The following is a 21,781-nucleotide window of genomic DNA, read 5'->3' as shown; positions in this document are numbered from 1 at the left end:
GGGCGTGGTTGCCCGCGCAGACTGCTGGGACGATTCGTTCGCTGCGGCGGTCACTCATAGCGGATCCTCGGGTCGAGGGCGGCGTAGAGCAGGTCGACCACCAGGTTCATCACGAGATAGACGAGCACCAGCACCACGACGATGCCGACAACGGTAGCGCTCTCCTTCGTGACAATCGAGCGGAGCACCTGCCGGCCGATGCCGTTGATGCCGAAGATGCCCTCGGTCACGATCGCGCCACCCATCAGGGCGCCGAGGTCGGTGCCGAGCAGCGTGACCACCGGGATGAGCGAGTTGCGCAGCAGGTGCACGCCGACCACCCGGCGCATCGGGAGGCCCTTGGCGATCGCGGTGCGGACGTAGTCGGCACGCCGGTTCTCGGCGATGCTCGTACGCGCCACCCGGGCGATGTACGCCATCGATGCGCTTCCGAGCACGAAGCCCGGCACGATCAGTTCACTGAACCGCATCTCGTTGGACACGGTCGGGTTGATGATGCCCCACTTCACACCGAGCAGCCACTGCAGCACGAAGCCGATGACGAAGACCGGCAGGGCGATCAGGAAGAGGGTGGAGACCAGGACCAGGTTGTCCAGGAAGCCGTTGCGCCGCAGACCGGTCAGGATGCCCGCGCCGAGACCGATCACGGCCTCGATGGCGAGGGCGACCACCGCCAGCTTCAGGGTGTTCGGGTACGACGTGGCGATGATGTCGCTGATCTCGCGACCGCCGAACGTGATACCGAAGTCACCCTGCACAAGGTTCTTCATGTAGCTGGCGTACTGCACCCAGATCGACTCGTCGAGGTTGTACTTCTCGGTCATCATGGCCCGGTAGTTCGGGGGGCAACCGCGGTCGCCGCACTTGCCGGCGAAGGGGTCACCGGGCACGGACCAGACGAGCCAGTAGATCAGGAACGTCGTGCCGATGAACACCGGCACGAGTTGCAGCAGCCGTCTCAAGAGATAACGGCCCATGGGGTGGTCCTCCAGACAGGGAGCGCCGGGTGAGCCGGCGCGGCGGCGACAACGTGCGAGGGGTTCGTTGTACACCCCCTCGCGGAACGGCCCCGGGTCGGGCTCACCGGTAGGCGAGCCCGACCCGGGGTCAGACCGTTCGGATCAGAGCTCGACCGAGGTGATGTCGAGCTCGCCGACGTTGGTCAGCTCCAGCTTCTTGATCTTCTCCGAGTGGCCGGACTGCTGGCCACCGAAGTAGATCGGCATCGACGGGACGTCCTGGTCGATGAGCTTGACGGCCTCAGCGAACTTCTTGTGGGCCTCCTCGATGCTGGGGGCCGCGGTGGCCTCCTTGGCGAGGGCGTCCACCTGCGGGTTGCTGTACTTGCCGTCGTTCGAGGAACCGCCGGTGACGTAGAGCGGGTTGATCCAGTTCTCCACGTCCGGGTAGTCCTGCTGCCAGCCGGCCCGGTACGCGCCGGTCATCTTGTAGGCGTTGATGTTGGCGCGGAAGACCGCGAAGGTCGGCACGCCGACGGCAACCGCGTCGATGTTCAGGTTGGTCTTGATCTGCTGCGCGACGGCCTCCATCCACTCCTTGTGGCTGGCGTCCGCGTTGTACGACAGGGTCAGCTTGCCCTGGAAGCCACCGGCCTCCTGGAGGAGCTGCTTGGCCTGGGCCACGTCGAACTTGCAGGCGGTGCAGTTGCCCGGCTCGGCGCCCGGGGTCAGCGGGTTGGCCCAGCTGTCGGCCGGCTTACGGGTACCGAAGAAGATCTTGTCGGTGATCGACTGCCGGTCGATGGACAGCGAGATCGCCTTGCGCAGCTTCGGGTTCTGGAAGCGCTTGTCGTAGATCGGGAAGGCGATGATGCCGGTCGACGGGGTGGTCGAGGCCATGGCCCGGTCGGCCAGGTCGGTCTTCCACTTGTCACCGGCCAGCGCGGAGACCGGAACCTGCTGCTGGAAGTCCAGGTTGCCGGCGAGCAGGTCGTTGTACGCCGCCGTGTCGTCCTGGTAGATCTTGACGGTGACGTCCTTGATCTTCATCTTGTCGCGCAGGCTGTAGTCGTCGAAGCGGGTCAGCTTGATCTCGACGTCGTCCTGCCAGGAGACGAGGCTCACCGGGCCGTTACCGATCGGCTTCTTGCCGAAGTCCGCCGGGGTGGACGAGAAGAACGCGTCCGGCAGCGGCACGAAGGCGCTGTAGCCGAGCTTGGTCGGGAACACGGCGGTCGGCGCGGAGAGCGTGACCTCGAAGTTCCAGTCGTCGACGACCTTCAGGCCGGACATCTCCTTGGCCTTCGGCTCCGGGGCCTTCTGCGGGCCGTCCGGGCCGTCCGGGTCCTCGGTGTAGACCTCGTCGAAGCCCTGGATGTCGGCGAAGAAGGAGGCGTTCTGCGCGCCGTTCGGGCCGTACGCCGCCCAGTTCCAGGCCTTGACGAAGCTCTCGGCCTTGACGGTGGTGCCGTCGTGGAACTTGGTGTTCTGCTTGATCTTGATCTTGAAGACCTTCGAGTCGCTCGTCTCGATCGACTCGGCGAGCAGGTTCTGCGGCGCCCCACCGTTGTTGGGGTACTCGACCAGACCGCTCCACAGCCAGTCGATGATCGCGCCGCCACCGGTCTCGGTGGTGTTCGCCGGAACCAGGGGGTTCTCCGGCTGGGTGCCGTCGATGACGATGGCGCCGTCCTTGCTAGCGCCGGCGTCGCCACCGTCGTTGTTCCCGCTGGAGCAGCCGGACGCGACGAGCGCGAATGCCGCGCCCACCGCGAGCGCGCCGCTCGCCCGCTTCGAGACTCTCATTCCGAGGGGCCTCCTCTTTCTAACCTGGTTCCGTCGTGAGTTTCACGCACGTCTTTGGGGGTGACACCACCGGCGACCCGAACCGCAGGACGCCGGTTTACCGCAGAGGAATTCGGGACACCCCAGGGGTACCGATCCGCCGGGCGCCACACCCTGGACGAGACACCGCGCAGGGTCGGCGACCACGCGGCGGCGCGAAAGACGGCGTCACGTGGTCGGCAGGCCCGACGAGATGCCTCACACCGGGGGGTGAGGTGCTGCCACTGTGACACCAACCGGCCCTTTCCGTGAAGGTGCCGTTATCAAGCCGTTAGTTGGTCGCCACGTTGCCGATACTTGAGAAAAGATCACAAAGCGTACGGACGATAGGGCCCTGAACAGGCAAGACGGGCACAGAGGGGTCGACAGACGTCCCTGCGGCGCGCAGGGCTGTGACGTTCACCGCGCCGACCCCGGCGTCTCTCACGGGCGCACGACTGCGGCGTTTTTTATCCGTCCGGATGATGCCATGCCGACTGAGCGGGCACCAGCAGGGCCCCTGGGGTACGAGGCCGCCGAGGCCCCGCCCCCTGGGATCGGCGTGGAGTCCTAGACCAGCCGGCGGTCGGCGGCCCAGCGGGACAGCTCGTACCGGTTCGACATCTGGAGCTTGCGCAACACGTTGGAGACGTGCGTCTCGACCGTCTTGATCGAGATGTACAGCTCCTTGGCGATCTCCTTGTACGCGTACCCCCGGGCGAGCAGCCGCAGCACCTCGCGCTCGCGGTTGGTGAGCTGGTCCAGCTCGGGGTCGGCCACCGGCGCGTCCGGCCGGGAGGCGAACGCGTCGAGCACGAACCCGGCCAGCCGCGGGCTGAACACCGCGTCGCCGTCGGCCACCCGCCGGATCGCGTCGGTCAGCTCCTCCGGCGAGATCGTCTTCGTGACGTACCCCCGCGCGCCGGCGCGGATCAGGCCGATCACGTCCTCGGCGGCGTCGGAGACGCTCAGTGCCAGGAACCGCACCTGCGGGTGGGTGCGCCGCATCGCCTCCAGCACGGCGCGACCGCCGCCGTCGGGCATGTGCACGTCGAGCAGCACCACGTCCGGGGCGGTGGCCGCGATCCGGGTCACCGCCTCGGCCACCGAGCTGGCCTCGCCGACGACCTCCACCCGCGCCCCCAGCTCGGCACGGACGCCGGCCCGGAACATCGCGTGGTCGTCGACGAGGAACACCCGCAGCGGCCCGCGCGGCGCCGTACCCTCGACCGGTTCCTGCTCGGACATGTCACTTGTCCCTTTCCGCCGTGGAGCCGGAGCCGCTGATCGGCAGGATCAGCCGGACCTCGGTCCCTTCCCCCGGCTCGGACCGGATCTCCGCCCGGCCGCCGTGCCGCTTCATCCGTCCGATGATCGAGCCCCGGACGCCGTGCCGGTGATTCTCCACCGTATCCGGGTCGAAGCCCTTGCCCCGGTCCCGGACGAACACGCTCACCTGCTCCGGCTCCACCTCGGCGTACAGCGACACGGTCTGCACACCGGCGTGCCGGGCCGCGTTGACCAGGGCCTCCCGGGCGGCGGCCACGATGGCACCCACCCGCTCGTCGGTCTCCCGGTCGCCGACCACCACCACCTCGACCGTGATGGCGAACGTGTCCTCCACCTCGGCGGCGGCCTGCTCCAGGGCGGCCGCGAAGCGCTCGGTGGGCGAGGCGGCCGGCTTGTAGAGCCAGTTGCGCAGCGAGCGTTCCTGGCCGCGGGCCAGCCGCTGCACCGTCTTGACGTCGGTGGCGTTGCGCTGGATCAGGGCCAGCGTGTGCAGCACCTGGTCGTGCACCATCGCGGCCAGTTCGGCGCGCTCCTGCTCCCGGATGCGGCCCTCCCGTTCGGAGCGGAGCTGGTTCCAGGTGCGCCATAGCACCGGACCGGTGACCACACCCACGCCGGCCAGCCCGACCAGCGCGAAGATCACGCCGTTGAGCACCGCGTCGAAGTTCTGCGCCGGCGAGTAGACGGCCGCCACGCCGATGATGCCGACCGCGACGAGCACGCCGCCGCCGATGAAGCGCAGCACGAACGCGCGCCTGTCGCTCTCCTCCACCACCGCGCCGAGCCAGGGCACCGCCGAGTCGCCCCACTGCCGGCGGCGCTCCGGGGCGGACTGGTGCCAGATGACGCCCGCGCCGACCGCGATGATCGCCACCAGCCAGCCGGCCGTGCCGGCCGCGCCCACCGAGTTGAACGCGACCACCTGGAGCAGCAGCACGCCGAGCCCGATCACCACGAACGGCAGCAGCTGGGCGAGGTCGCGGCGGGGCGGGACGGCGGTGTCGCCGGGGCGGGGCGGGACCACCGCCCAGAAGGCGGCGTAGAGCAGCAGCCCGAGCCCGCTCAGCCCGAGCAGCACCATGAACGCCACGCGCACCCGCAGCACCGGGATGCCCAGGTGCTCGGCGATGCCCGCGGCCACCCCGGCGGCCAGCCGGTGGTCGGTGGCCCGGTAGAGGCGCGGGGCGTGCGGGGCGGGGGTGCTGCTGATCGGAGGCTCCCAGGTCGAGGCGGACGCGCCGGCGGCGCCGACGCTCCGATCGTCACACGGCGGCGACACCCCGGACCACGGGGACGCCCCGGAGTTTCACCGGCGGCGGATCTCAGGGTGGGGTCAGGGTCGGGTCCGGAGGCTGCTCGGGCGGCCGGGGCAGCAGTATCGAAGGCATGAACGAGGACGCTGCCCGTCCGCCCCGCCCCTGGGCGGCAGCACAGGACACCCCGCCGCCGCCCCCGCCGGGACCGGCGCCCGCCACCGACCAGGCCACCCCGCCGCCCGGCGGCGGCACGCCGTTCGCCGGTCCGCCACCCGGTGGGTACGCCCCACCGCCCGGCGCCGCCGGCTTCACCACCCGGTACGGCCTGGTACGCCCCCGCGAGGGCCGCTACCTGGCCGGGGTGTGCGCCGCCATCGGCCGGGCCACGAACACCGACCCGGTGCTGTGGCGAGTGCTGCTGGCTGTGCTCGGCTTCTTCGGCGGCATCGGGATCATCGTGTACGTCGCCGGCTGGCTGATCATCCCCGGCGAGGGCGACACCGCCTCGCCGGTGGAGGCCATGCTCGGCCGGGGCCGGTCCAGCATGTCCCCGATCACGGTGATCGTGCTCGGCATCGTGGTGGCGCTCGGCTTCGCCTACGTCGTCACCGACGGGTTCCGGGCGATCCTGCTCGGCGCGGTGATCCTGATCGGCGGCGCGCTCCTGCTCAACCGCGAGCAGCGCGGCCCGGCGCAGCGGCCGGCCCAGCCTGCGCCGCCGCACGGCCCCGCGCCGGGTCCGGTGCCACCGGTGGCCTGGCCCGCGCCGCCCGCCCCGGCGCCGGGTACGTGGGCCGCGGCTCCCCCCGCGGCGCAGTGGACCGGTACTCCCGCCGGACCGGGCCACCCCGGGGCGGCGCCGTCCGGCGGCCTGCCCGCCGAGCCCGGCTACCCGCCGCCCGGCCGACCCGAGCCGGGCTATCCCCCGGTGCCCGCCTCCGAGCCCGGCTACCCACCGGCGTCCGCGTCCGAGCCCGGCTTCCCGCCGGCGCCGTCGGTCGAGCCGGGCTACCCGCCGGCCCCGCCGGCCGAGCCGGGGCACCCGGCGACGTCCGACGCGGAGCGCGAGCCGGGCCGTCCCGGGCCCGCCACCGGCTACCCGACGCTCCCGGCGCCGGGCTGGCCCGCCGCGGCCGGCACCCGGCCGGGCCCGTCCGAGCCGGCGACGGTCGCGATGCAGCAGGTGACCGGCCCGGTCGCCGACACCGCCACCTGGCCGGCCTACGGCACGAACCCGGCCTGGCCCGGCGCACGGGACGCGGGCACCCGGGTGGACGAGCCGCCCGCCGTGCCGCCGCCCGCGCCGGTGGGCGCACCGCTGCCGCCCGGCGGCTACCGGCCGCCGTTCGCCCCGCACGGCCCCTACGCCGGATCGCAGCCCGTCCCGCCACCGGTCCGGCCGCCGCGACCGCCGAAGCGACCCAAGGAGCGCTCCCCGCTCGGCGCGATCACGTTCTCGCTGATCTTCCTGGCGCTCGGCGTGGTGGCCATGCTCGACCTGCTCGACGTCTTCCCGGTCGGCGCCGCCGGCTACTTCGCCGCGGTGCTCGCCACCATCGGCCTCGGTCTGCTCGTCGGCACCTGGTTCGGCCGGGCGCGCTGGCTGATCGCCTTGGGCCTGGTGACAGCGGCGGCCCTCGGCATCGCCACGGTCGCCGAGTCCTACGACCGGGTACGCGGCATCGACGGCAACGTCACCTGGGCGCCGACCGACCTGCGCGACCTGGCCGACCGGTACGAGAACAACCTCGGTGACGCGACGCTCGACCTGCGCGGGATCGACTTCGACAAGCAGGACGTCCAGGTGACTGTCGACGTGAACCTCGGCAACGCGACAGTGGTCGTACCGCCGAACGTCGACGTGACCACGGTGGCCGACGTGAACGCCGGCGACGCCACGGTCTTCGGCCGGCGCAGCGGCGGGCTCGGCGGCCGTCAGTGGGAGACCACCGACGCGGGCGCCGACGGTCCCGGTGGCGGCAAGCTGCGCCTCTACGTCCACGTGAACGCCGGCAAGCTGGAGGTGACCCGGTGAAGGCACACCGTACCGACATCGTGTCGTTCGCTTTCGGACTCGTCTTCCTCGGCCTGTCCGTCTGGTGGCTGCTGGCCCGGATCCTCGGCCTCTCCGTACCCCCGGTCGGCTGGTTCCTGGCCGGCGGGCTGGTGCTGATCGGGCTGCTCGGACTGATCGGTGCGCTGCGCTCGGGCCGCGCACCGGAGCAGCCCGCGCCGGAGGTCACTGTCTCGGCGCCGTACGGCTCCCCCGCCGCCGGCGTGGAGACGCCCGGTGGCGTGGAGACAGCCGGTGGCGTGGACACGGCGGCCGGCGCGGAGAGGCCCGACGCCGCCGACGAGTGGGCCACCGAGGCCACCACGGACTCCTCGGAGCCGGCCACCCGCGAACTGCCGCCGCTCGATCCACCGGCCGACGAGGCGGCTCCGCAACGCCGTACGCCGGGGGATCCGGCCTGACCGCGCCACTGCGGCGCCCTTCGGACGCGGCCTATGCTGGTCGGCGGAGATCTCGCCTCCGCCGGCCGGCCCACGCCCCCGACACGCCGGAGCCGCCGGTCGGGTCGCCGGAGCCGCCCCGTCCGTTCGCTATCTCGTCAGGAGCCCGTCCGACATGACCCAGTCCCCCGCCGTGCGCGTCACCGGTCCCTCCGGTGCGGTCCGCATCGGCGAGCGCGCCGCCCGCACGCTCGTCAGCGAGTTCGCCCGGCGTAACGACCCGAAGGCCGGCCTGCTGGTCGGCGCGACCCCGGAGTCCGCGGTGCTGGCCGCCGCGATCGAGGCGCTGCTCCCCGGCGACCGGCTCACCGTGGTGCCGGCGGAGGGCGCCGCAGCGGCCGCGCTGCGCGAACACGTCACCGCGCAGGGCCGCTGGGTCGCCGACCGGGTACGCGTGGTCGACACCCTCGCCGAGGCGGACGCCGCCGCGGTGGTGGTCGTCGCCGAGCCGTTCACCGGCACCGCGGACGAGGCCCGCGCCGCTGTCGACGGGCTGGCGAAGTACCTCGCCGAGGGCGCGGTGCTGAGCGTCGCCGCGCCGCTGTTCCGCACCGAGGGCGCCGACGGCGAGCTGGACCGGCAGGGCGTGCTGCACGGCGTGCGCACCGACCTGGTGCTGCGCAACACCCCGCCGGTACGCGTGCACCACCTGCGGTTCACCCCGGCGCCGGTCGCGCTCGCGGCCTCGCTGTCCCCGGCGTACCGGCCGTCGAGCGTGCCGCTGACCCGGGGCATGCACATCGACTCGAACGGGGTGGCCGCCGCGGGCATCACGCTCGGCCTGGCCGCCCTGGCCCGGGCCGCGCGACCGAAGTCGAAGCTGTGGCTGCTGCCGGCGCTGGCCGCCGCGCCGGTGGCCGCGTTCTTCCGCGACCCGGAGCGGGACGTGCCGGAGGACCCGTCGGCAGTGGTCGCCTCGGCGGACGGTCAGGTGCTGTCCGTGCAGCGCCTGCAGGACGAGCGCTTCGGTGACGGCGAGTGGCTGCGGATCGCGGTCTTCCTGTCGGTGCTGGACGTGCACGTCAACCGCGCCCCGGTGGCCGGCAAGGTGGTCGACTACTTCGTCGCCGACGGCGGGTTCGTCAACGCCATGAAGCCGGACGCCGAGCACAACGTGGCGGCGTACACGGTGCTGGACACCGACCACGGCACGGTGGTGGTGGCGCAGCGCACCGGGCTGATCGCCCGCCGCATCGTGCAGCGGGCGCCCGTCGGGTCGCTGCTGGCCCGGGGCGAGCGCTTCGGCCTGATCCGGTTCGGCTCGCGTACCGACGTCTACCTGCCGGCCGACGCCGCGGACCCGCTCGTCGGTCCGGGCGACAAGGTGGTCGGCGGCGCGACGGTGATCGCCCGCTGGCGCTGACGGCGCCGGACACGAAGAAGGGGCGCCGCTCTCGCGGCGCCCCTTCTGTCGTTGCCAGGATCAGGCGGTACGGCGCTGGTGCAGCCAGAGCAGCGGCCCGCTGACCAGGTAGCCCACCACCACGAGGGCGAACGTGAGCCGGATGTCGACGAGCGCGCCGACCACCGGGGCCAGCCAGAGCCACGGCGGCAGCTTCAGCAGCCGGGCGAGCTTCGCGTACGGGAAGCTGGACACCATGGCGAAGGCGAGCAGCGCGACGCCGGCCACCATGACCAGGCCGGGGACCGGCACGCCGATGGCCACGGTCAGTGCGAGCACCGCTGCCGCCATGGTGGTCGGCACGCCGCAGAAGAAGCGGCCGTCCTTCGGCGAGACGTTGAACCGGGCGAGCCGGACCGCTGCGCAGGCGGCGACGAGCGCGCAGGACACCGCGGCGGCCGCCGGGGGCGCCGAACCGGCGAGCGAGGCGTAGACCACGACCGGCGCGGCGAGGCCGAACGAGCACATGTCGGCGAGCGAGTCCATCTGCGCGCCGAACGGGCTGGCCACACCGAGCTTGCGGGCCAGCGCGCCGTCGAGGCCGTCGAACGCGACGCACGCGATCAGGCAGATCGCGGCGATCTGCACGTCACCGCGCATGGCCAGGAAGATGGCCAGCATGCCGAGCATGAGGCTGCTCAGCGTGCACGCGTTGACGAGCGCGAACTTGGCCCGGCGGGCGGCGGTGCGCTCACCCGGCAGGAGCGGGATCGACATCGCCGGGGACTCGTCGTCGACCGGGGCGGCCGGGGCGAGTGCCGGGCTGATCGGGCGTACCGTCTCGATGTCGGTGTCGAGCCGGCCGTAGCGGAGGCGCTGGCGGTCGGCGTAACGGTGGTCGGGGGTGACCAGGTCGGTCCCCGAGACGGTCGCGCCGTCCCGGCGGCCCACCCGGACCAGCAGCACCTGGCGGGCGAACGTACTGCTGCGGCGCAACCTGCCCGCCCAGCGACGCCCTGCGGGGCGCGGACTGTCAGTCGTACGACGCCGGCGCCATGGGGCTCTCGGCACGTTTCCTCCATCACCGGATCGGCTGGCCGCCCACTGCGGGGCGGGTGTCCGGCTGTCTCGTGCCGGACCTTTCGGGTCCGGCAGCCCTTTTGCGGAGTACACCATTGCACAGGGGACAGGGGCTTGGCGATAGCTGCCGGCGGTACTTATATCTCCCTTAACCGCGCGAACCGCCCACTCATTCCCATCTCGGGCCTCAACGCCCGTTTTTGTCGGTCAGCCGTACTTCCGACTGTACCGGAGGCCACCCGGGGCGGCTCGGCGAGCGATTCAGGTCACCCGCTGCCCGGTGGCCCGGGCCGCCACGTCGGTCATCGACAGACCGGTGACCTGCTCCGGGGCGAACCAGGCGGCCCGCGCGGTCGAGCCGCCGGCCAGCTCGGTCACCACCGCGTCGGTCGGCGCGTCCACGCGTACCCGGTAGATCACCCGGACGCCGTGCCAGTCCAGCGGGCGGCCCTCCGGGCCGAGCGCGGCCGGGTTGTGCAGGTTGTCCACGGCGATCAGATCGACCACCCGGCCCAGCTGCCCGGCCTCCTCGACCAGCTCGCGCAGCAGCCCTGCGGCGGGCTGCTCGCCGTGGTCGGTGCCGCCCCCGGGCAGGTGCCAGCGGCCCGCGCCCGGATAGCCGTCGGCGATCATGGTGAGCAGCACCCGGTCGGCAGGGTCGGTGACCAGCCCGTACGCGGCGAAGCGCTGCCGGCGGTCGACTGCCGGTCCGGTCGGCTCGGCGGGCAGCGCCCGGGGCAGATCGGCCGGCAGCGGAGTCACCGGCAGGCCGAGCAGCTCGGCGGTGAACGGCATCAGCGGCCGGGCCGCCGCCTCCTCGGGCGTGCACCACGCCACCTCGTCGCTGCCGCCGGCCGGTTCGGGTCGCAGCCGCCCGCCGCGCGCCTCCACGTCGAAGATCAGCCGGTCGGTGTGCAGCGCGATCCCCAGGTCGGCGAACGCGACCACGTCGGCCACCGCGGCCCGGATCGCGCCGGGCACGACGGTCAGGCCGGTCTCCTCGGCGAACTCGCGGACCACGGTGTCGGCCGGGTGCTCCGCGTGCTCGACGCCGCCGCCCGGCAACTGCCACACCCCCGGGTACGGGCACTTCGCCGAGCCACGCGCCAGCAACACCCGCCCCTCGGAGTCCCGCAGCACCCCGTAGGCCCCGACCCGCCGCAGCTGCTCCACAGCACCCTCCCCCGCCCGCGCGCCCCCGCGCACTCCCCGCGTCCCACTCCGTCGATCATGAGGTTAGCGGTACCGAGGCGGACATTTCGCGCCGTCAACTTCATGATCGCCGGGGTGGGCGCCGGGGTGGGGCGCACGGGTGGGGGCGCCGGGGTGGGGTTAGAGGAGGTGGGCGGCCTGGACCGCTTCGGCTGTCACCTCGGTGAGGCGGTCGGTGGGGAGGGCGCCGAGTTCCTCGCGGCGGAACCAGCGGGCCTCGCAGGTGGAGCCGCCGATGTCGGCCACGGTGGGCGGCGCGGGCTGGTCGACCACCACCCGGTAGAAGGCGCGTACGCCGTGCCAGTCGATCGGGTAGCCCTCCGGGCCGAGCGAGGCGGCGTCCCGGTGGCTGGCCACGCCGAGCAGCTCGACGAGGCGGCCGGTCTGGCCGGTCTCCTCGACCAGCTCCCGGATCAGCGCCGCGCCCGGCTGCTCGCCGTAGTCGGTGCCGCCGCCGGGCAGGTGCCAGCAGCCGGCGCCCGGGTAGCCGTCGGAGACCCGGGTCAGCAGCACGCGCTCCTCCGGGTCGGTCACCACCGCGTACGCGGCGAAGCGCTGCGCCCGGTGCAGCCCGTCCGGGCCGGGGACGGCGTAGAACGAGGGGAACTCGGGCACCTCCTCCGGCACGATGTCGTCGGTGGAGGTGGGCAGGCCCAGGGCACGCGCGGTGAACGACCGCAGCGGCAGTTCCCGGGCCTCGTCGAGGGTGAACCAGCGGGCCAGGTCGGTCGGGCGGTCGACCCGCTCGGTGAGCGTCCCGCCGCGGACCGACACGGTGTAGAGCAGCCGGTCGGTGTGGATCGTGATGCGCCGCTCGGGCAGCGCCCGCATGTCGGCGAGCACGTCCTGGAGGCCGGCGACCGCCACCGAGAGCCCGGTCTCGGCCGCGGTCTCCCGTACGACCGTGTGTTTGGGGTCCTCACCGTGGTCGACCGCTCCTCCGGGGAGCGACCAGGTGCCGGGGGTGCCGGAGCGCTCCGATGCGCGGACCAGCAACACTCGGCCGTTTGAATCAGCACAAACTGCGTATGCCGCGATCCTGCGGAGCGGCTCCAGCGAGGTGGTCACGGGAGCAAATTCTCCCCGGACCGGGTTACCGAGATCGAAAAGAGTCAGATTCCTGACTCTTGGCTGGCGCCTCAGGGATGGGTCAGGGTAAGTGTCCGGGCGGTCACCGAGGTCGGCCGCCGCGGCGCGCGGGACCGTTGACCCATGACCTTCCCGAACCCCTCCCAGGCCCCGTACAAGCAGCTCCGCCGACCGGTCAGCGACCGCATGATCGCCGGTGTGGCGAGCGGCCTCGGCCGCTACTTCGCCGCCGACCCCACGCTGATCCGGGTGGTCTTCGCGACCGCCACGGTGCTCACCGGCGGGCTCGCCGCGCTCGCGTACCCGATCATGTGGTTCCTGATGCCCGAGGAGCCGGCCGGCGCACCCGCGTGGCCGCACCCGCCGGGCACCGCGCCCGGGTGGCCGCCGGTCCCGCCGGCTACGCCGGGCGGGCCGCAGGCGCCGGCCGCGCCGGAGGCCGGACCGCAGACGCCGCCGGCGGCCTGAGCCGCGTCACTCCCACTCGATGGTGCCCGGCGGCTTGCTGGTGACGTCCAGGACCACGCGGTTGACCTCGGCGACCTCGTTGGTGATCCGGGTGGAGATCCGGGCCACCACGTCGTAGGGCAGCCGGGACCAGTCGGCGGTCATCGCGTCCTCGCTGGAGACCGGGCGCAGCACCACCGGGTGACCGTAGGTGCGCCCGTCGCCCTGGACCCCGACGCTGCGGACGTCGGCCAGCAGCACCACCGGGAACTGCCAGACGCCCCGGTCCAGACCGGCCGCGGTCAGCTCCTGCCGGGCGATCAGGTCGGCCTTGCGGAGCACGGCGAGGCGCTCCTCGTCGACCGCGCCGATGATCCGGATGGCCAGGCCCGGGCCGGGGAACGGGTGCCGCCACACCATCGCCTCGGGCAGCCCCAGCTCCAGGCCGATCGTGCGGACCTCGTCCTTGAACAGCGTGCGCAGCGGCTCGACCAGGGAGAACTTGAGGTCCTCGGGCAGGCCGCCCACGTTGTGGTGGCTCTTGATGTTGGCGGTGCCGGTGCCGCCGCCGGACTCGACCACGTCCGGGTAGAGCGTGCCCTGCACGAGGAACTCCACGTCGCCGTGCGCGGCGATCTCCCGGGCGGCGGCCTCGAAGACGCGGATGAACTCCCGGCCGATGATCTTGCGCTTCTGCTCCGGGTCGGTCACCCCGGCGAGCGCGCCGAGGAACCGCTCCCGGGCGTCGACCACCTTGAGCTTGATGCCGGTCGCCGCCACGTAGTCCTTCTCGACCTGCTCGGCCTCACCCGCCCGCAGCAGGCCGTGGTCGACGAACACGCAGGTGAGCTGGTCGCCCACGGCGCGGTGCACGAGCGCCGCGGCGACCGCCGAGTCGACGCCGCCGGAGAGGCCGCAGATGACCTCCTTGTCGCCGATCTGCTCGCGGATCCGGGCGACCTGCTCGTCGATGATGTTCGACGGCGTCCAGGTCGGTTCGATGCCCGCGATGTCGTACAGGAAGCGGGTGAGCATCTCCTGGCCGTGCGCGGTGTGCCCCACCTCGGGGTGGAACTGCACGCCGGCCCGGCGGCCGGCCACGTCCTCGAACGCGGCGACCGGGGCACCCGCCGACTCGGCGGTGACGGTGAAGCCGTCCGGAGCCTCGGTGACGCAGTCGCCGTGGCTCATCCAGACCGGCAGGTCGGCCGGCAGGTCGCGCAGCAGCACGCCGGGCTCGGTCAGGCGCGGGCGCAGCGGGGTGCCGCCGTACTCGCGGTTCCCGGTGCGCGCGACGGTGCCGCCGAGCGCCTGCGCCATGGCCTGGAAGCCGTAGCAGATGCCGAAGACCGGCACCCCGGCGTCGAACATCCCGGCGTCGATCTGCGGCGCGTCCGGCGCGTAGACGCTGGACGGGCCGCCGGACAGAATGATCGCGGCCGGGTTCCTGGCCAGCATCTCGGACACCGGCATGGAATGCGGGACGATCTCCGAGTAGACCTTCGCCTCGCGGACACGGCGCGCGATGAGCTGGGCGTACTGGGCTCCGAAGTCCACCACGAGGACGGGGCGAGGCGTGCTCATGTGCGCAAAGCCTACCGACAGTCACCGGCCGCGCGGACGCGCCCCGGCGGTGTGGCGGGGTGAACCTTGTGACGGCCGCTCAGCGCAGCGCGGCGGGGGCGTGCGCGGGGACGGCCGGCCGCCGCGGCGGGACCGGCTCGACCCGGGTGTACGCCGACCCGAGCGCCGGGCGCGGGTCGGCCTCGCCCTTGTTCGGCCAGTACGACATGGCCCGCTCGGCCTGTGCGGTGATCGTCAGCGACGGGTTGACGCCCAGGTTCGCCGAGACCGCCGCGCCGTCCACCACGTGCAGCCCCGGATGCCCGTACACCCGGTGCCAGGGGTCGATGACGCCCGCGTCCGGGGTGGCGCCGATGACCGCACCGCCGAGGATGTGCGCCGTCACCGGGATGTTGAACGGTTCGGTGACCGCCCCGCCGGGGGTGCCGCCGATCTCCTCGGCGAGCAGCCGGGCCGCCGTGTTGCCGGCCGGGATCCAGGTCGGGTTGGGCGCGCCGTGGCCGGGGCCGGAGACCAGCCGGCCCTTGCGGTAGCGGGTGGTCAGCGAGTTGTCGACCGACTGCATGACGAGCGCGATCACGGTGCGCTCGGACCAGCGGCGTACCGACAGCATCCGCGCCGCCAGCGCGGGCTGCCGGACGATGCTGCCCAGCCAGCGCCGGACCCGGCGGGGACCGCCGTCGACGAGCAGCGACTGGAGCAGGCCCATCGCGTTGGAGCCCTTGCCGTAGCGGACCGGCTCGATGTGGGTCTGCGGGTCGGGGTGGAACGAGCTGGTGATCGCCACCCCCTCGGTGAAGTCGAGGCCGCGCCGGCGGGCCGCGCCGGGCGCCACCGAGGCGCCGAGGATGGCCTCGGAGTTGGTGCGGGTCAGCTCGCCCAGCCGGGGCGAGAGCGCCGGGAGCGCGCCGGTCGCCTTCATCTCGTGCAGCAGCCGCTGGGTGCCGAGCGCGCCGGCCGCGAAGACCACCTGGTCGGCGTGGATCACCTCGCGCCGCTTGCGCAGCCAGGCGCCGGTGCGCTCGGTGTGCACGGCGTAGCCGCCGGCCGGGTCGGGGCGTACGGCGGTCACAGTGGTCAGCGGGTGCACCTGCACGCCGAGCCGCTCGGCCAGCCAGAGGTAGTTCTTCACGAGCGTGTTCTTGGCGCCGTGCCGGCAGCCGGTCATGCACGACCCGCAGTGGCTGCACCCGGTGCGGTCCGGCCCGGCCCCGCCGAAGTACGGGTCGGCCACCCGCTCGCCGGGGCGCCCGATGTGCACCCCGACCGGCGTCGGGTGGTAGGTGTGCGCCACTCCCATCCGCTCGGCCACCGCGCGCACGGCCTGGTCCGCGCGGGTGTCGATCGGGTACGTGGTGACGCCGAGCATCCGCTTTGCCTGGTCGTAGTGGCGGGCCAGCTCGTCGCGCCAGTCGGTGATGTCCCGCCACTGCGGGTCGGCGTAGAACGCGTCGAGCGGCTCGTAGAGCGTGTTCGCGTAGACCAGCGACCCGCCGCCCACACCGGCGCCGGAGAGCACCAGCACGCCGCCGCCGGCCTTGCGGTCGGCCGAGCGCAGCAGCGTGATCCGCTGGAGCCCGAAGCAGCCGAGCCGGGGCGCCCAGAGGAACCGTCGCGCCCGCCAGGACGTACGCGGGAACTCGTCGTCGGCGAAGCGCCGGCCGGCCTCCAGCACGCCGACCGAGTAACCCTTCTCGGCCAGCCGCAGCGCGGTGACGCTGCCGCCGAACCCGGACCCGATGACGACCACGTCGTAGCGCATGGACGCATCATTACCGACGAGTAGCTATAGCGCCAACGAGGCTTTTTCGCACATCATGCAGAGCGCTCGATCGCCGGGATTCCCGCCGCTGCAACCCGTGGGCCGCCCTGGCGCGTCGAATCCACGGGGAGGAACGAACGTGACGAGACGACGCCTGCTGGGCCTGGCCGCACTGGTGGCGGCGCTGCTGGTGGCCACCGGAGCGGTGGTGACCACCCGGCTGGTGGCGAACCGCCCGGCCGCCCCGGTCGCCGGCCCGACCACCGCACCCCCGGCCTCGCCCACGCCCGCCCCGACCACCGCCAGCCCGACGCCGCCGCCCGGCGCCGACCTGAAGGGCCCGCTCAACCTGCTGCTCGTCGGCGTGGACACCCGGGTCAGCATCCCCGGCTGGGAGCCGCACGCCGACGCCGTGCTGCTGCTGCACGTACCGGCCGGGCTGGACCGGGCGTACCTCTACTCGCTCCCCCGCGACCTGGTCGTGGACATCCCCGCCTACCCGAAGGCCCGTTACCCGGGCGGCCGGACCAAGCTCACCCACGCGATGAGCTACGGCAGCCGGGTGCCGGGCGACAAGCGCAACCCCAGCACCGCCCAGGGGTACGAGCTGCTGCGCACCACCGTCTCCCGCTACACCGGGCTGCGCATCGACGCCGGGGCGGTGATCACGTTCGGCGGCTTCGACAAGCTGGTGGACACGCTCGGCGGGGTGGACCTCTACGTCGACCAGCGGGTCGAGTCCCGGCACCGCCGCCCGGACGGCACCATGCGGACCCTGACCGGCGGCGGGTACGTCGGGCCGCAGATGGTCTACGAGAAGGGCACCCGGCACCTGACCGGCTGGCAGGCGCTCGACTTCGCGCGGCAGCGCTACACCGCGGGCGGCGACTACACCCGGCAGCGGCACCAGCAGCAACTGCTCCGGGCGCTGGCCCGCAAGATCGTCGACCAGGGCACCGCCCGCGACCCGCAGCGGGTCGAACAGGTGGTGGCCGCGCTGGGCAAGACCCTGGTGTACGCCGGTGGCGGCCGGAAGCTCATCGACTTCGCGTACGCCCTGGGTGGCCTGCCGGCCGACCGGCTCACGCTCGTCGTGCTGCCCGGCGCCGGAGTGAGCAGCGGCGGCGCCTACCGGGGTGAACAGCTCAAGCCGCTCGGCCGCGACTTCCTCACCGCGCTGCGCGGCGGACGGGCCGACGCGTTCCTGGCCGCCCACCCGTCGCTGCGCGTCAAGAACTGAGGCGCTACAGCGGCTTCGGGGCGGGCGGGCGCTCGGTGCCGTACAGCCACGGGTCGAAGACCTTCGCCAGCTTCTTGCCGGTGATCCGCTCGGCCAGCGCCACGAAGTCGGCGGTGGTGGCGTTGCCGTTCTTCCGCTCCGCGGCCCAGGTGCGCAGGATGGTGAAGAACGCGGTGTCGCCCACCGCCACGCGCAGCGCGTGCACAGTCATCCCGCCCCGGTCGTAGACCGAGCGGCTGAACAGGTTCGCCACGCCCGGCTTGCCCGGCGGCGTACGCCACACCTGCCCGCCGGCGTTCGCGTACTTCTGCTCGAACGTGCGCTGCACGGTGGTGGAGCCGCTGTGCTCCGCCCACAGCCACTCGGCGTACGTGGCCAGCCCCTCGTTGAGCCAGATGTCCTGCCAGCGCTGGATCGACACGCTGTTGCCGTACCACTGGTGGGCCAGCTCGTGCGCGACCACGCCGGTGTTGTCGCCCTGCTGGAAGAAGCTCGCCGAGTAGACCGGGCGGCTCTGCGTCTCCAGCGCGTACCGGATCCGGTCGTCGGCGATCACCACGCCGCCATACGCGTCGAACGGGTACGGCCCGAAGACGCTCTCCAGGTAGTCGGCGACCTCGACCGTGCGCGCGAGGGACCGGTCCGGCGCGCCCTGCGCCACCTGGGTGGTGACCGCGCTGTAGACCGGCCGTCCCTTGTGCTCCCCGGTGGTGACCCGGAACTTCCCGATCGCCACGGTGGTCAGGTAACTGGCCGTCGGGGCGGTCTCCGACCACTTCCAGGTGGTCCATGCGCCGCTCGTCGACCTACCCTTCGGCACGCCGTTGGAGACCGCCGTCAGTCCCTTCGGGACGGTGATCTCCATGTCGTAGGTGGCCTTGTCCGACGGGTGGTCGTTGACCGGGAACCAGGTGCTCGCCGACTCCGGCTGGCCGAGCGCGATCGCCCCGTCGGTCGTGTGCAGCCAGCCGCCCTCGCCCAGCGCCTCGTTCCGCAGCGGCTCCGGCCGGCCGTCGTACCGGATCTCGGCGGTGAAGCCGTTGCCGGAGGTCAGCCCGATGGCCGGGGTGATCACCAGCTCGTCGTCGGTGCGGCTGTGCCGGGCGGCGGCGCCGTCCACTGTGACCGACCGGACGGTCAGCCCGGCCAGGTCCAGGTTGAACGCGGACAGGTCGGCGGTCGCGGTGGCCCGCAGCGTGGTGGTGCCGCTGAGCTTGTCGGTCTCCGGGTCGTAGCGCACCTTGACCGTGTAGTGCGCGACGTCGTACCCGCCGTTGCCGTAGCTGGGGAAGTACGGATCGCCGGCACCGGCCGCGCCCGGTGCGAAGCTGCGCGAGGTCGCCGGTGCCGGGCCGGCCGGGGTCGACGGACCCGGGTCCGGCTCGGCCGAACCGCAGCCGGCCACCAGCAGCGTGCCGCAGGTCAGCAACCCGAGTCGTCGTGCGCCGCGCCGCGTCATCGCCTCGATCCCTCCCGGGGCCGTTCGGCGGCCACCGCCCACGGGCCGCTCCGACGCGGCAGCCTACCCAGCGGCGGTCACGCGTGCGTCACGGCAGTCCCGGCGGCGTGCCGCCGACCAGCCAGGCGTCCAGCAGCGCCCGCAGCGGCCGCCCCGACGTGCGTTCGGCGTACCCGACGAAATCGGCGGTGGTGACGTTGCCGTCGCGGTGCTGCGCCAGCCAGCCGCGCAGCACGCGGTGGAACGTCTCGTCGCCCACCGCGCGGCGCAGCGCGTGCACCGCGAGCGCGCCCCGCTGGTAGACCGCGTCGCCGAACATCCCGGCCCGGCCCGGGTCGACAGTGGGCTTCGACCAGTCGGTGTCCGCGTACCGTTGCGCGACGGTCTGCGCCACCGTGCGCCCGCCGTCGTGCTCGGCCCAGAGCCATTCGGCGTACGTGGCGAAGCCCTCGTTGAGCCAGATGTCGCTCCACCGGGCCACCGAGACGCTGTCGCCGAACCACTGGTGGGCCAGTTCGTGCGCGACCACCTCGGTGTTCGGCCGGTCGCCGCGGAAGAACGCCGGCCCGTAGACCGGACGGCTCTGCGTCTCCAGCGCGTACCGGATGCGTTCGTCGGCGACCACCACGCCGCCGTACGCCTCGAACGGGTACGGCCCGAAGCGCCCTGCCAGGAAGTCGGCGACCTCGCCGGTGCGGGCCACCGACGCGGCGGCCGGCCCGTCCGCGGGCAGCGCCGCGGCGACGGCGGTGACGATGGGCTTGCCGGCGTGGGTGCCGCTGCTGACCCGGTAGTCGCCGATCACCAGCGTGCTCAGGTAGCTGGCCATCGGCGCGCGCTCGGACCAGCGCCAGGTGGTCCAGCCGCCGCTGGACGTCCGGCCCTCCGGCACGCCGTTGGACAGCGCGGCGAGCCCGTCCGGCACGGTGACCGCGAGGTCGTAGGTGGCCTTGTCCGACGGGTGGTCGTTCACCGGGTACCAGGTGCTCGCCGACTCCGGCTGACCGAGCGCTATCGCGCCGTCCGCAGTGGCGTGGAAGCCGCCGTCGCCCAGTTCGGCGTTCGGCAGCGGCTGCGGCACCCCGCCGTACGCGACCTCGACGGTGAACCGCCGCCCGGACGGCAGCCCGTTCGCCGGGGTGACGATCAGCTCGGCGCCGTCGTGGCGGTGCTTCACCACCTCGCCGTCGACCCGCACCCGCTCGACGTCCAGCCCGGCCAGGTCGAGCTGGAACCGGGACAGCGCGCGGGTGGCGGTGACGGTCAGCGTGGCGGTGCCGGTGAGCCGGTCGCTCGCCGGGTCGTAGCGCACGTCCAGCGCGTAGTGGCCCACGTCGTAGCCGCCGTTGCCGGCACCCGGCACGTACGGGTCACCGGCGTCCGCCGCGCCCGGCCGGAACCCGCGCTCGTCGCCGCCGGTGCAGCCGCCCAGCGCGAGCGCCGCCGCCGCCAGCCCTGCCGCCCAGACCCGCCCCCGTCTCACCCGGCGAGCCTAGACGCGCGACGGCGCGGGCGGGGCCGGAACACGTCCGGGCCGCCGCCCGCGCCGTCGTGCGGTGCTCAGCCGGTACTCAGCGGTGCTCAGCGGTCGAGGACCAGTCCGACCTTCTGGAACTCCTTCAGGTCGCGGTAGCCGCACTTGGCCATCGCGCGGCGCAGGCCGCCGAAGAGGTTGAGCTGGCCGTCCGGCTCGTCGGCCGGGCCGAACAGCAGCTTCTCCATCGAGCCGAGCGGCTCGCCGGCCACCTCGAACGCGCCCCGGGGCAGCGACGGGTGGCTGGCCGCCGAGTGCCACCAGGCGCCGCCGGCCGGGGCCTCCTCGCAGAGCGACAGCGGCTCGCCGAGCATCACCGCGTCCGCGCCGCAGCCGAGCGCCTTGGCGATGTCGCCGGAGGTCTGCATGTCGCCGTCGGCGATCAGGTGCACGTACCGGCCGCCGGTCTCGTCCAGGTAGTCGCGGCGGGCCGCGGCGGCGTCGGCGATGGCGGTGGCCATCGGCACCCGGATGCCGAGCACCGACTCGGTGGTCGACCAGTCGTCGCCGCCGATGCCCACGATCACGCCGGCCGCGCCGGTACGCATCAGGTGCAGCGCCGTCTTGTAGTCGGTGCAGCCACCCACGACGACCGGCAGGTCCAGGTCGGCGATGAACTCCTTGAGGTTCAGCGGCTCGTCGGTGGTGGAGACGTGCTCGGCCGAGACCAGCGTGCCCTGGATGACCAGGATGTCCACGCCGGCGTCGAGGATCACCGGGGCCAGCGCCAGGGTGTGCTGCGGGGAGACCCGCACCGCCACCGTGCCGCCGCCCTCGCGCAGCTCGCGTACCCGCTCGGCGATCAGGTCGGGCCGGATCGGCTCGGCGTAGACCTCCTGGAGGCGCTTGGTCGCCCGCGCGTCCTCGCCGAGTCCGGCCAGCTCCTCCAGGATCTTGACCGGGTTCTCGTACCGGGTCCAGAGGCCCTCGACGTTGAGCACGCCGAGGCCGCCGAGCTGGCCGAGCCGGACCGCCGAGGCGGGGCTCATGGTCGCGTCCGAGGGGTGCGCGACGCACGGGATGCCGAACTGGTACGCGTCGAGCTGCCACGCGGTGGAGACGTCGTCGACGTCCCGGGTGCGGCGGCTCGGCACGATGGCGATGTCGTCCAGGTGGTAGCCGCGCTGCGCGGTCTTGCCCAGCCCGATCTCGACCACGTCACGCATGGGGGACTCCAGGTGGTTGGGGG

The 21,781-nt window shown here is 73.2% G+C and carries 17 protein-coding genes; 5 read left to right on the top strand and 12 right to left on the bottom strand.

The window, feature by feature from the left end; translation table 11 throughout:
- Positions 1-50 precede the first annotated feature (50 nt).
- From M8C11_RS12610 to M8C11_RS12595, 4 genes are all read right to left on the bottom strand, one after another.
- Entirely contained in the window at positions 51-977 is a 927-nt protein-coding gene (locus M8C11_RS12610) for an ABC transporter permease (protein WP_252449641.1), read from the bottom strand.
- Between the two features lie 144 nt (positions 978-1,121).
- Positions 1,122-2,765: an ABC transporter substrate-binding protein gene (locus tag M8C11_RS12605; RefSeq protein ID WP_252449640.1), complete on the bottom strand. Its 1,644-nt coding sequence runs from the start codon at positions 2,763-2,765 to the stop codon at positions 1,122-1,124.
- Between the two features lie 588 nt (positions 2,766-3,353).
- The gene (locus M8C11_RS12600; RefSeq protein ID WP_030501521.1) at positions 3,354-4,031 is read right to left on the bottom strand and encodes a response regulator transcription factor; all 678 of its coding nucleotides are present in this window, start codon (positions 4,029-4,031) and stop codon (positions 3,354-3,356) included.
- A 1-nt stretch (position 4,032) separates the two neighbouring features.
- On the bottom strand, positions 4,033-5,283 hold the full coding sequence (locus M8C11_RS12595) for an ATP-binding protein (RefSeq protein ID WP_252449663.1): 1,251 nt from the start codon (positions 5,281-5,283) through the stop codon (positions 4,033-4,035).
- A 176-nt stretch (positions 5,284-5,459) separates the two neighbouring features.
- Between M8C11_RS12595 and M8C11_RS12590 the strand changes: the two genes are divergently transcribed.
- The 3 genes from M8C11_RS12590 to M8C11_RS12580 all read left to right on the top strand — a co-directional run bounded on the left by M8C11_RS12590 (position 5,460) and on the right by M8C11_RS12580 (position 9,206).
- Positions 5,460-7,364: a PspC domain-containing protein gene (locus tag M8C11_RS12590; RefSeq protein ID WP_252449639.1), complete on the top strand. Its 1,905-nt coding sequence runs from the start codon at positions 5,460-5,462 to the stop codon at positions 7,362-7,364.
- Positions 7,361-7,804: a hypothetical protein gene (locus M8C11_RS12585; protein WP_252449638.1), complete on the top strand. Its 444-nt coding sequence runs from the start codon at positions 7,361-7,363 to the stop codon at positions 7,802-7,804. The genes M8C11_RS12590 and M8C11_RS12585 overlap by 4 nt, the downstream gene beginning before the upstream one ends.
- A 154-nt stretch (positions 7,805-7,958) precedes the next feature.
- Positions 7,959-9,206 carry a phosphatidylserine decarboxylase gene (locus tag M8C11_RS12580; protein WP_128138448.1) on the top strand — a complete coding sequence of 416 codons (1,248 nt, stop codon included), beginning with the start codon at positions 7,959-7,961 and terminating at the stop codon, positions 9,204-9,206.
- Between the two features lie 60 nt (positions 9,207-9,266).
- On the opposite strand, the gene M8C11_RS12575 is transcribed toward M8C11_RS12580, so the two are convergent.
- The 3 genes from M8C11_RS12575 to M8C11_RS12565 form a co-directional block, all read right to left on the bottom strand.
- Positions 9,267-10,181, bottom strand: coding sequence for a phosphatidylcholine/phosphatidylserine synthase (locus M8C11_RS12575; protein WP_252449637.1), 915 nt, complete (start codon positions 10,179-10,181; stop codon positions 9,267-9,269).
- A gap of 345 nt (positions 10,182-10,526) precedes the next feature.
- Positions 10,527-11,438, bottom strand: coding sequence for an NUDIX hydrolase (locus M8C11_RS12570; RefSeq protein WP_252449636.1), 912 nt, complete (start codon positions 11,436-11,438; stop codon positions 10,527-10,529).
- A 159-nt stretch (positions 11,439-11,597) separates the two neighbouring features.
- Positions 11,598-12,545, bottom strand: coding sequence for an NUDIX hydrolase (locus tag M8C11_RS12565; RefSeq protein WP_120573154.1), 948 nt, complete (start codon positions 12,543-12,545; stop codon positions 11,598-11,600).
- A gap of 144 nt (positions 12,546-12,689) precedes the next feature.
- On the opposite strand from M8C11_RS12565, the gene M8C11_RS12560 reads away from it, so the two are divergent.
- The gene (locus M8C11_RS12560) at positions 12,690-13,034 is read left to right on the top strand and encodes a PspC domain-containing protein (RefSeq protein ID WP_252449635.1); all 345 of its coding nucleotides are present in this window, start codon (positions 12,690-12,692) and stop codon (positions 13,032-13,034) included.
- A 6-nt stretch (positions 13,035-13,040) separates the two neighbouring features.
- On the opposite strand, the gene guaA is transcribed toward M8C11_RS12560, so the two are convergent.
- Positions 13,041-14,597 (bottom strand): glutamine-hydrolyzing GMP synthase, encoded by a 1,557-nt coding sequence (gene guaA / locus M8C11_RS12555; RefSeq protein ID WP_252449634.1) that lies wholly within the window; start codon positions 14,595-14,597, stop codon positions 13,041-13,043.
- A 79-nt stretch (positions 14,598-14,676) separates the two neighbouring features.
- Positions 14,677-16,359: an FAD-dependent oxidoreductase gene (locus M8C11_RS12550; RefSeq protein WP_252449633.1), complete on the bottom strand. Its 1,683-nt coding sequence runs from the start codon at positions 16,357-16,359 to the stop codon at positions 14,677-14,679.
- Positions 16,360-16,498: 139 nt separating this feature from the next.
- On the opposite strand from M8C11_RS12550, the gene M8C11_RS12545 reads away from it, so the two are divergent.
- Entirely contained in the window at positions 16,499-17,599 is a 1,101-nt protein-coding gene (locus tag M8C11_RS12545; protein ID WP_252449632.1) for an LCP family protein, read from the top strand.
- Between the two features lie 4 nt (positions 17,600-17,603).
- On the opposite strand, the gene M8C11_RS12540 is transcribed toward M8C11_RS12545, so the two are convergent.
- From M8C11_RS12540 to M8C11_RS12530, 3 genes are all read right to left on the bottom strand, one after another.
- Positions 17,604-19,058, bottom strand: a complete 1,455-nt coding sequence (locus M8C11_RS12540) for a M1 family metallopeptidase (RefSeq protein ID WP_252449631.1) — start codon at positions 19,056-19,058, stop codon at positions 17,604-17,606.
- An 88-nt stretch (positions 19,059-19,146) separates the two neighbouring features.
- Complete coding sequence (locus M8C11_RS12535; protein ID WP_252449630.1) at positions 19,147-20,541, bottom strand: M1 family metallopeptidase; 1,395 nt, start codon at positions 20,539-20,541, stop codon at positions 19,147-19,149.
- A gap of 98 nt (positions 20,542-20,639) precedes the next feature.
- Entirely contained in the window at positions 20,640-21,758 is a 1,119-nt protein-coding gene (locus M8C11_RS12530; protein WP_121683703.1) for a GuaB3 family IMP dehydrogenase-related protein, read from the bottom strand.
- Positions 21,759-21,781: the final 23 nt, after the last annotated feature.

Origin of the sequence: Micromonospora sp. CPM1, assembly GCF_023896895.1 — a bacterium.
Taxonomy (GTDB): Bacteria; Actinomycetota; Actinomycetes; order Mycobacteriales; family Micromonosporaceae; genus Micromonospora; species Micromonospora tulbaghiae.
Note: the sequence above shows the minus strand (reverse complement) of the source record. Positions and strands in the feature narration are given on the sequence as shown.

Bases quoted from the DNA above. Each gene is read 5' to 3' on its own strand.
- M8C11_RS12560 (WP_252449635.1), top strand. From the start codon at position 12,690: ATGACCTTCCCGAACCCCTCCCAGGCCCCGTACAAGCAGCTCCGCCGA.
- M8C11_RS12610 (WP_252449641.1), bottom strand. From the start codon at position 977: ATGGGCCGTTATCTCTTGAGACGGCTGCTGCAACTCGTGCCGGTGTTC.
- M8C11_RS12605 (WP_252449640.1), bottom strand. From the start codon at position 2,765: ATGAGAGTCTCGAAGCGGGCGAGCGGCGCGCTCGCGGTGGGCGCGGCA.
- M8C11_RS12600 (WP_030501521.1), bottom strand. From the start codon at position 4,031: ATGTCCGAGCAGGAACCGGTCGAGGGTACGGCGCCGCGCGGGCCGCTG.
- M8C11_RS12590 (WP_252449639.1), top strand. From the start codon at position 5,460: ATGAACGAGGACGCTGCCCGTCCGCCCCGCCCCTGGGCGGCAGCACAG.
- M8C11_RS12530 (WP_121683703.1), bottom strand. From the start codon at position 21,758: ATGCGTGACGTGGTCGAGATCGGGCTGGGCAAGACCGCGCAGCGCGGC.
- guaA (WP_252449634.1), bottom strand. From the start codon at position 14,597: ATGAGCACGCCTCGCCCCGTCCTCGTGGTGGACTTCGGAGCCCAGTAC.
- M8C11_RS12580 (WP_128138448.1), top strand. From the start codon at position 7,959: ATGACCCAGTCCCCCGCCGTGCGCGTCACCGGTCCCTCCGGTGCGGTC.
- M8C11_RS12540 (WP_252449631.1), bottom strand. From the start codon at position 19,058: ATGACGCGGCGCGGCGCACGACGACTCGGGTTGCTGACCTGCGGCACG.
- M8C11_RS12550 (WP_252449633.1), bottom strand. From the start codon at position 16,359: ATGCGCTACGACGTGGTCGTCATCGGGTCCGGGTTCGGCGGCAGCGTC.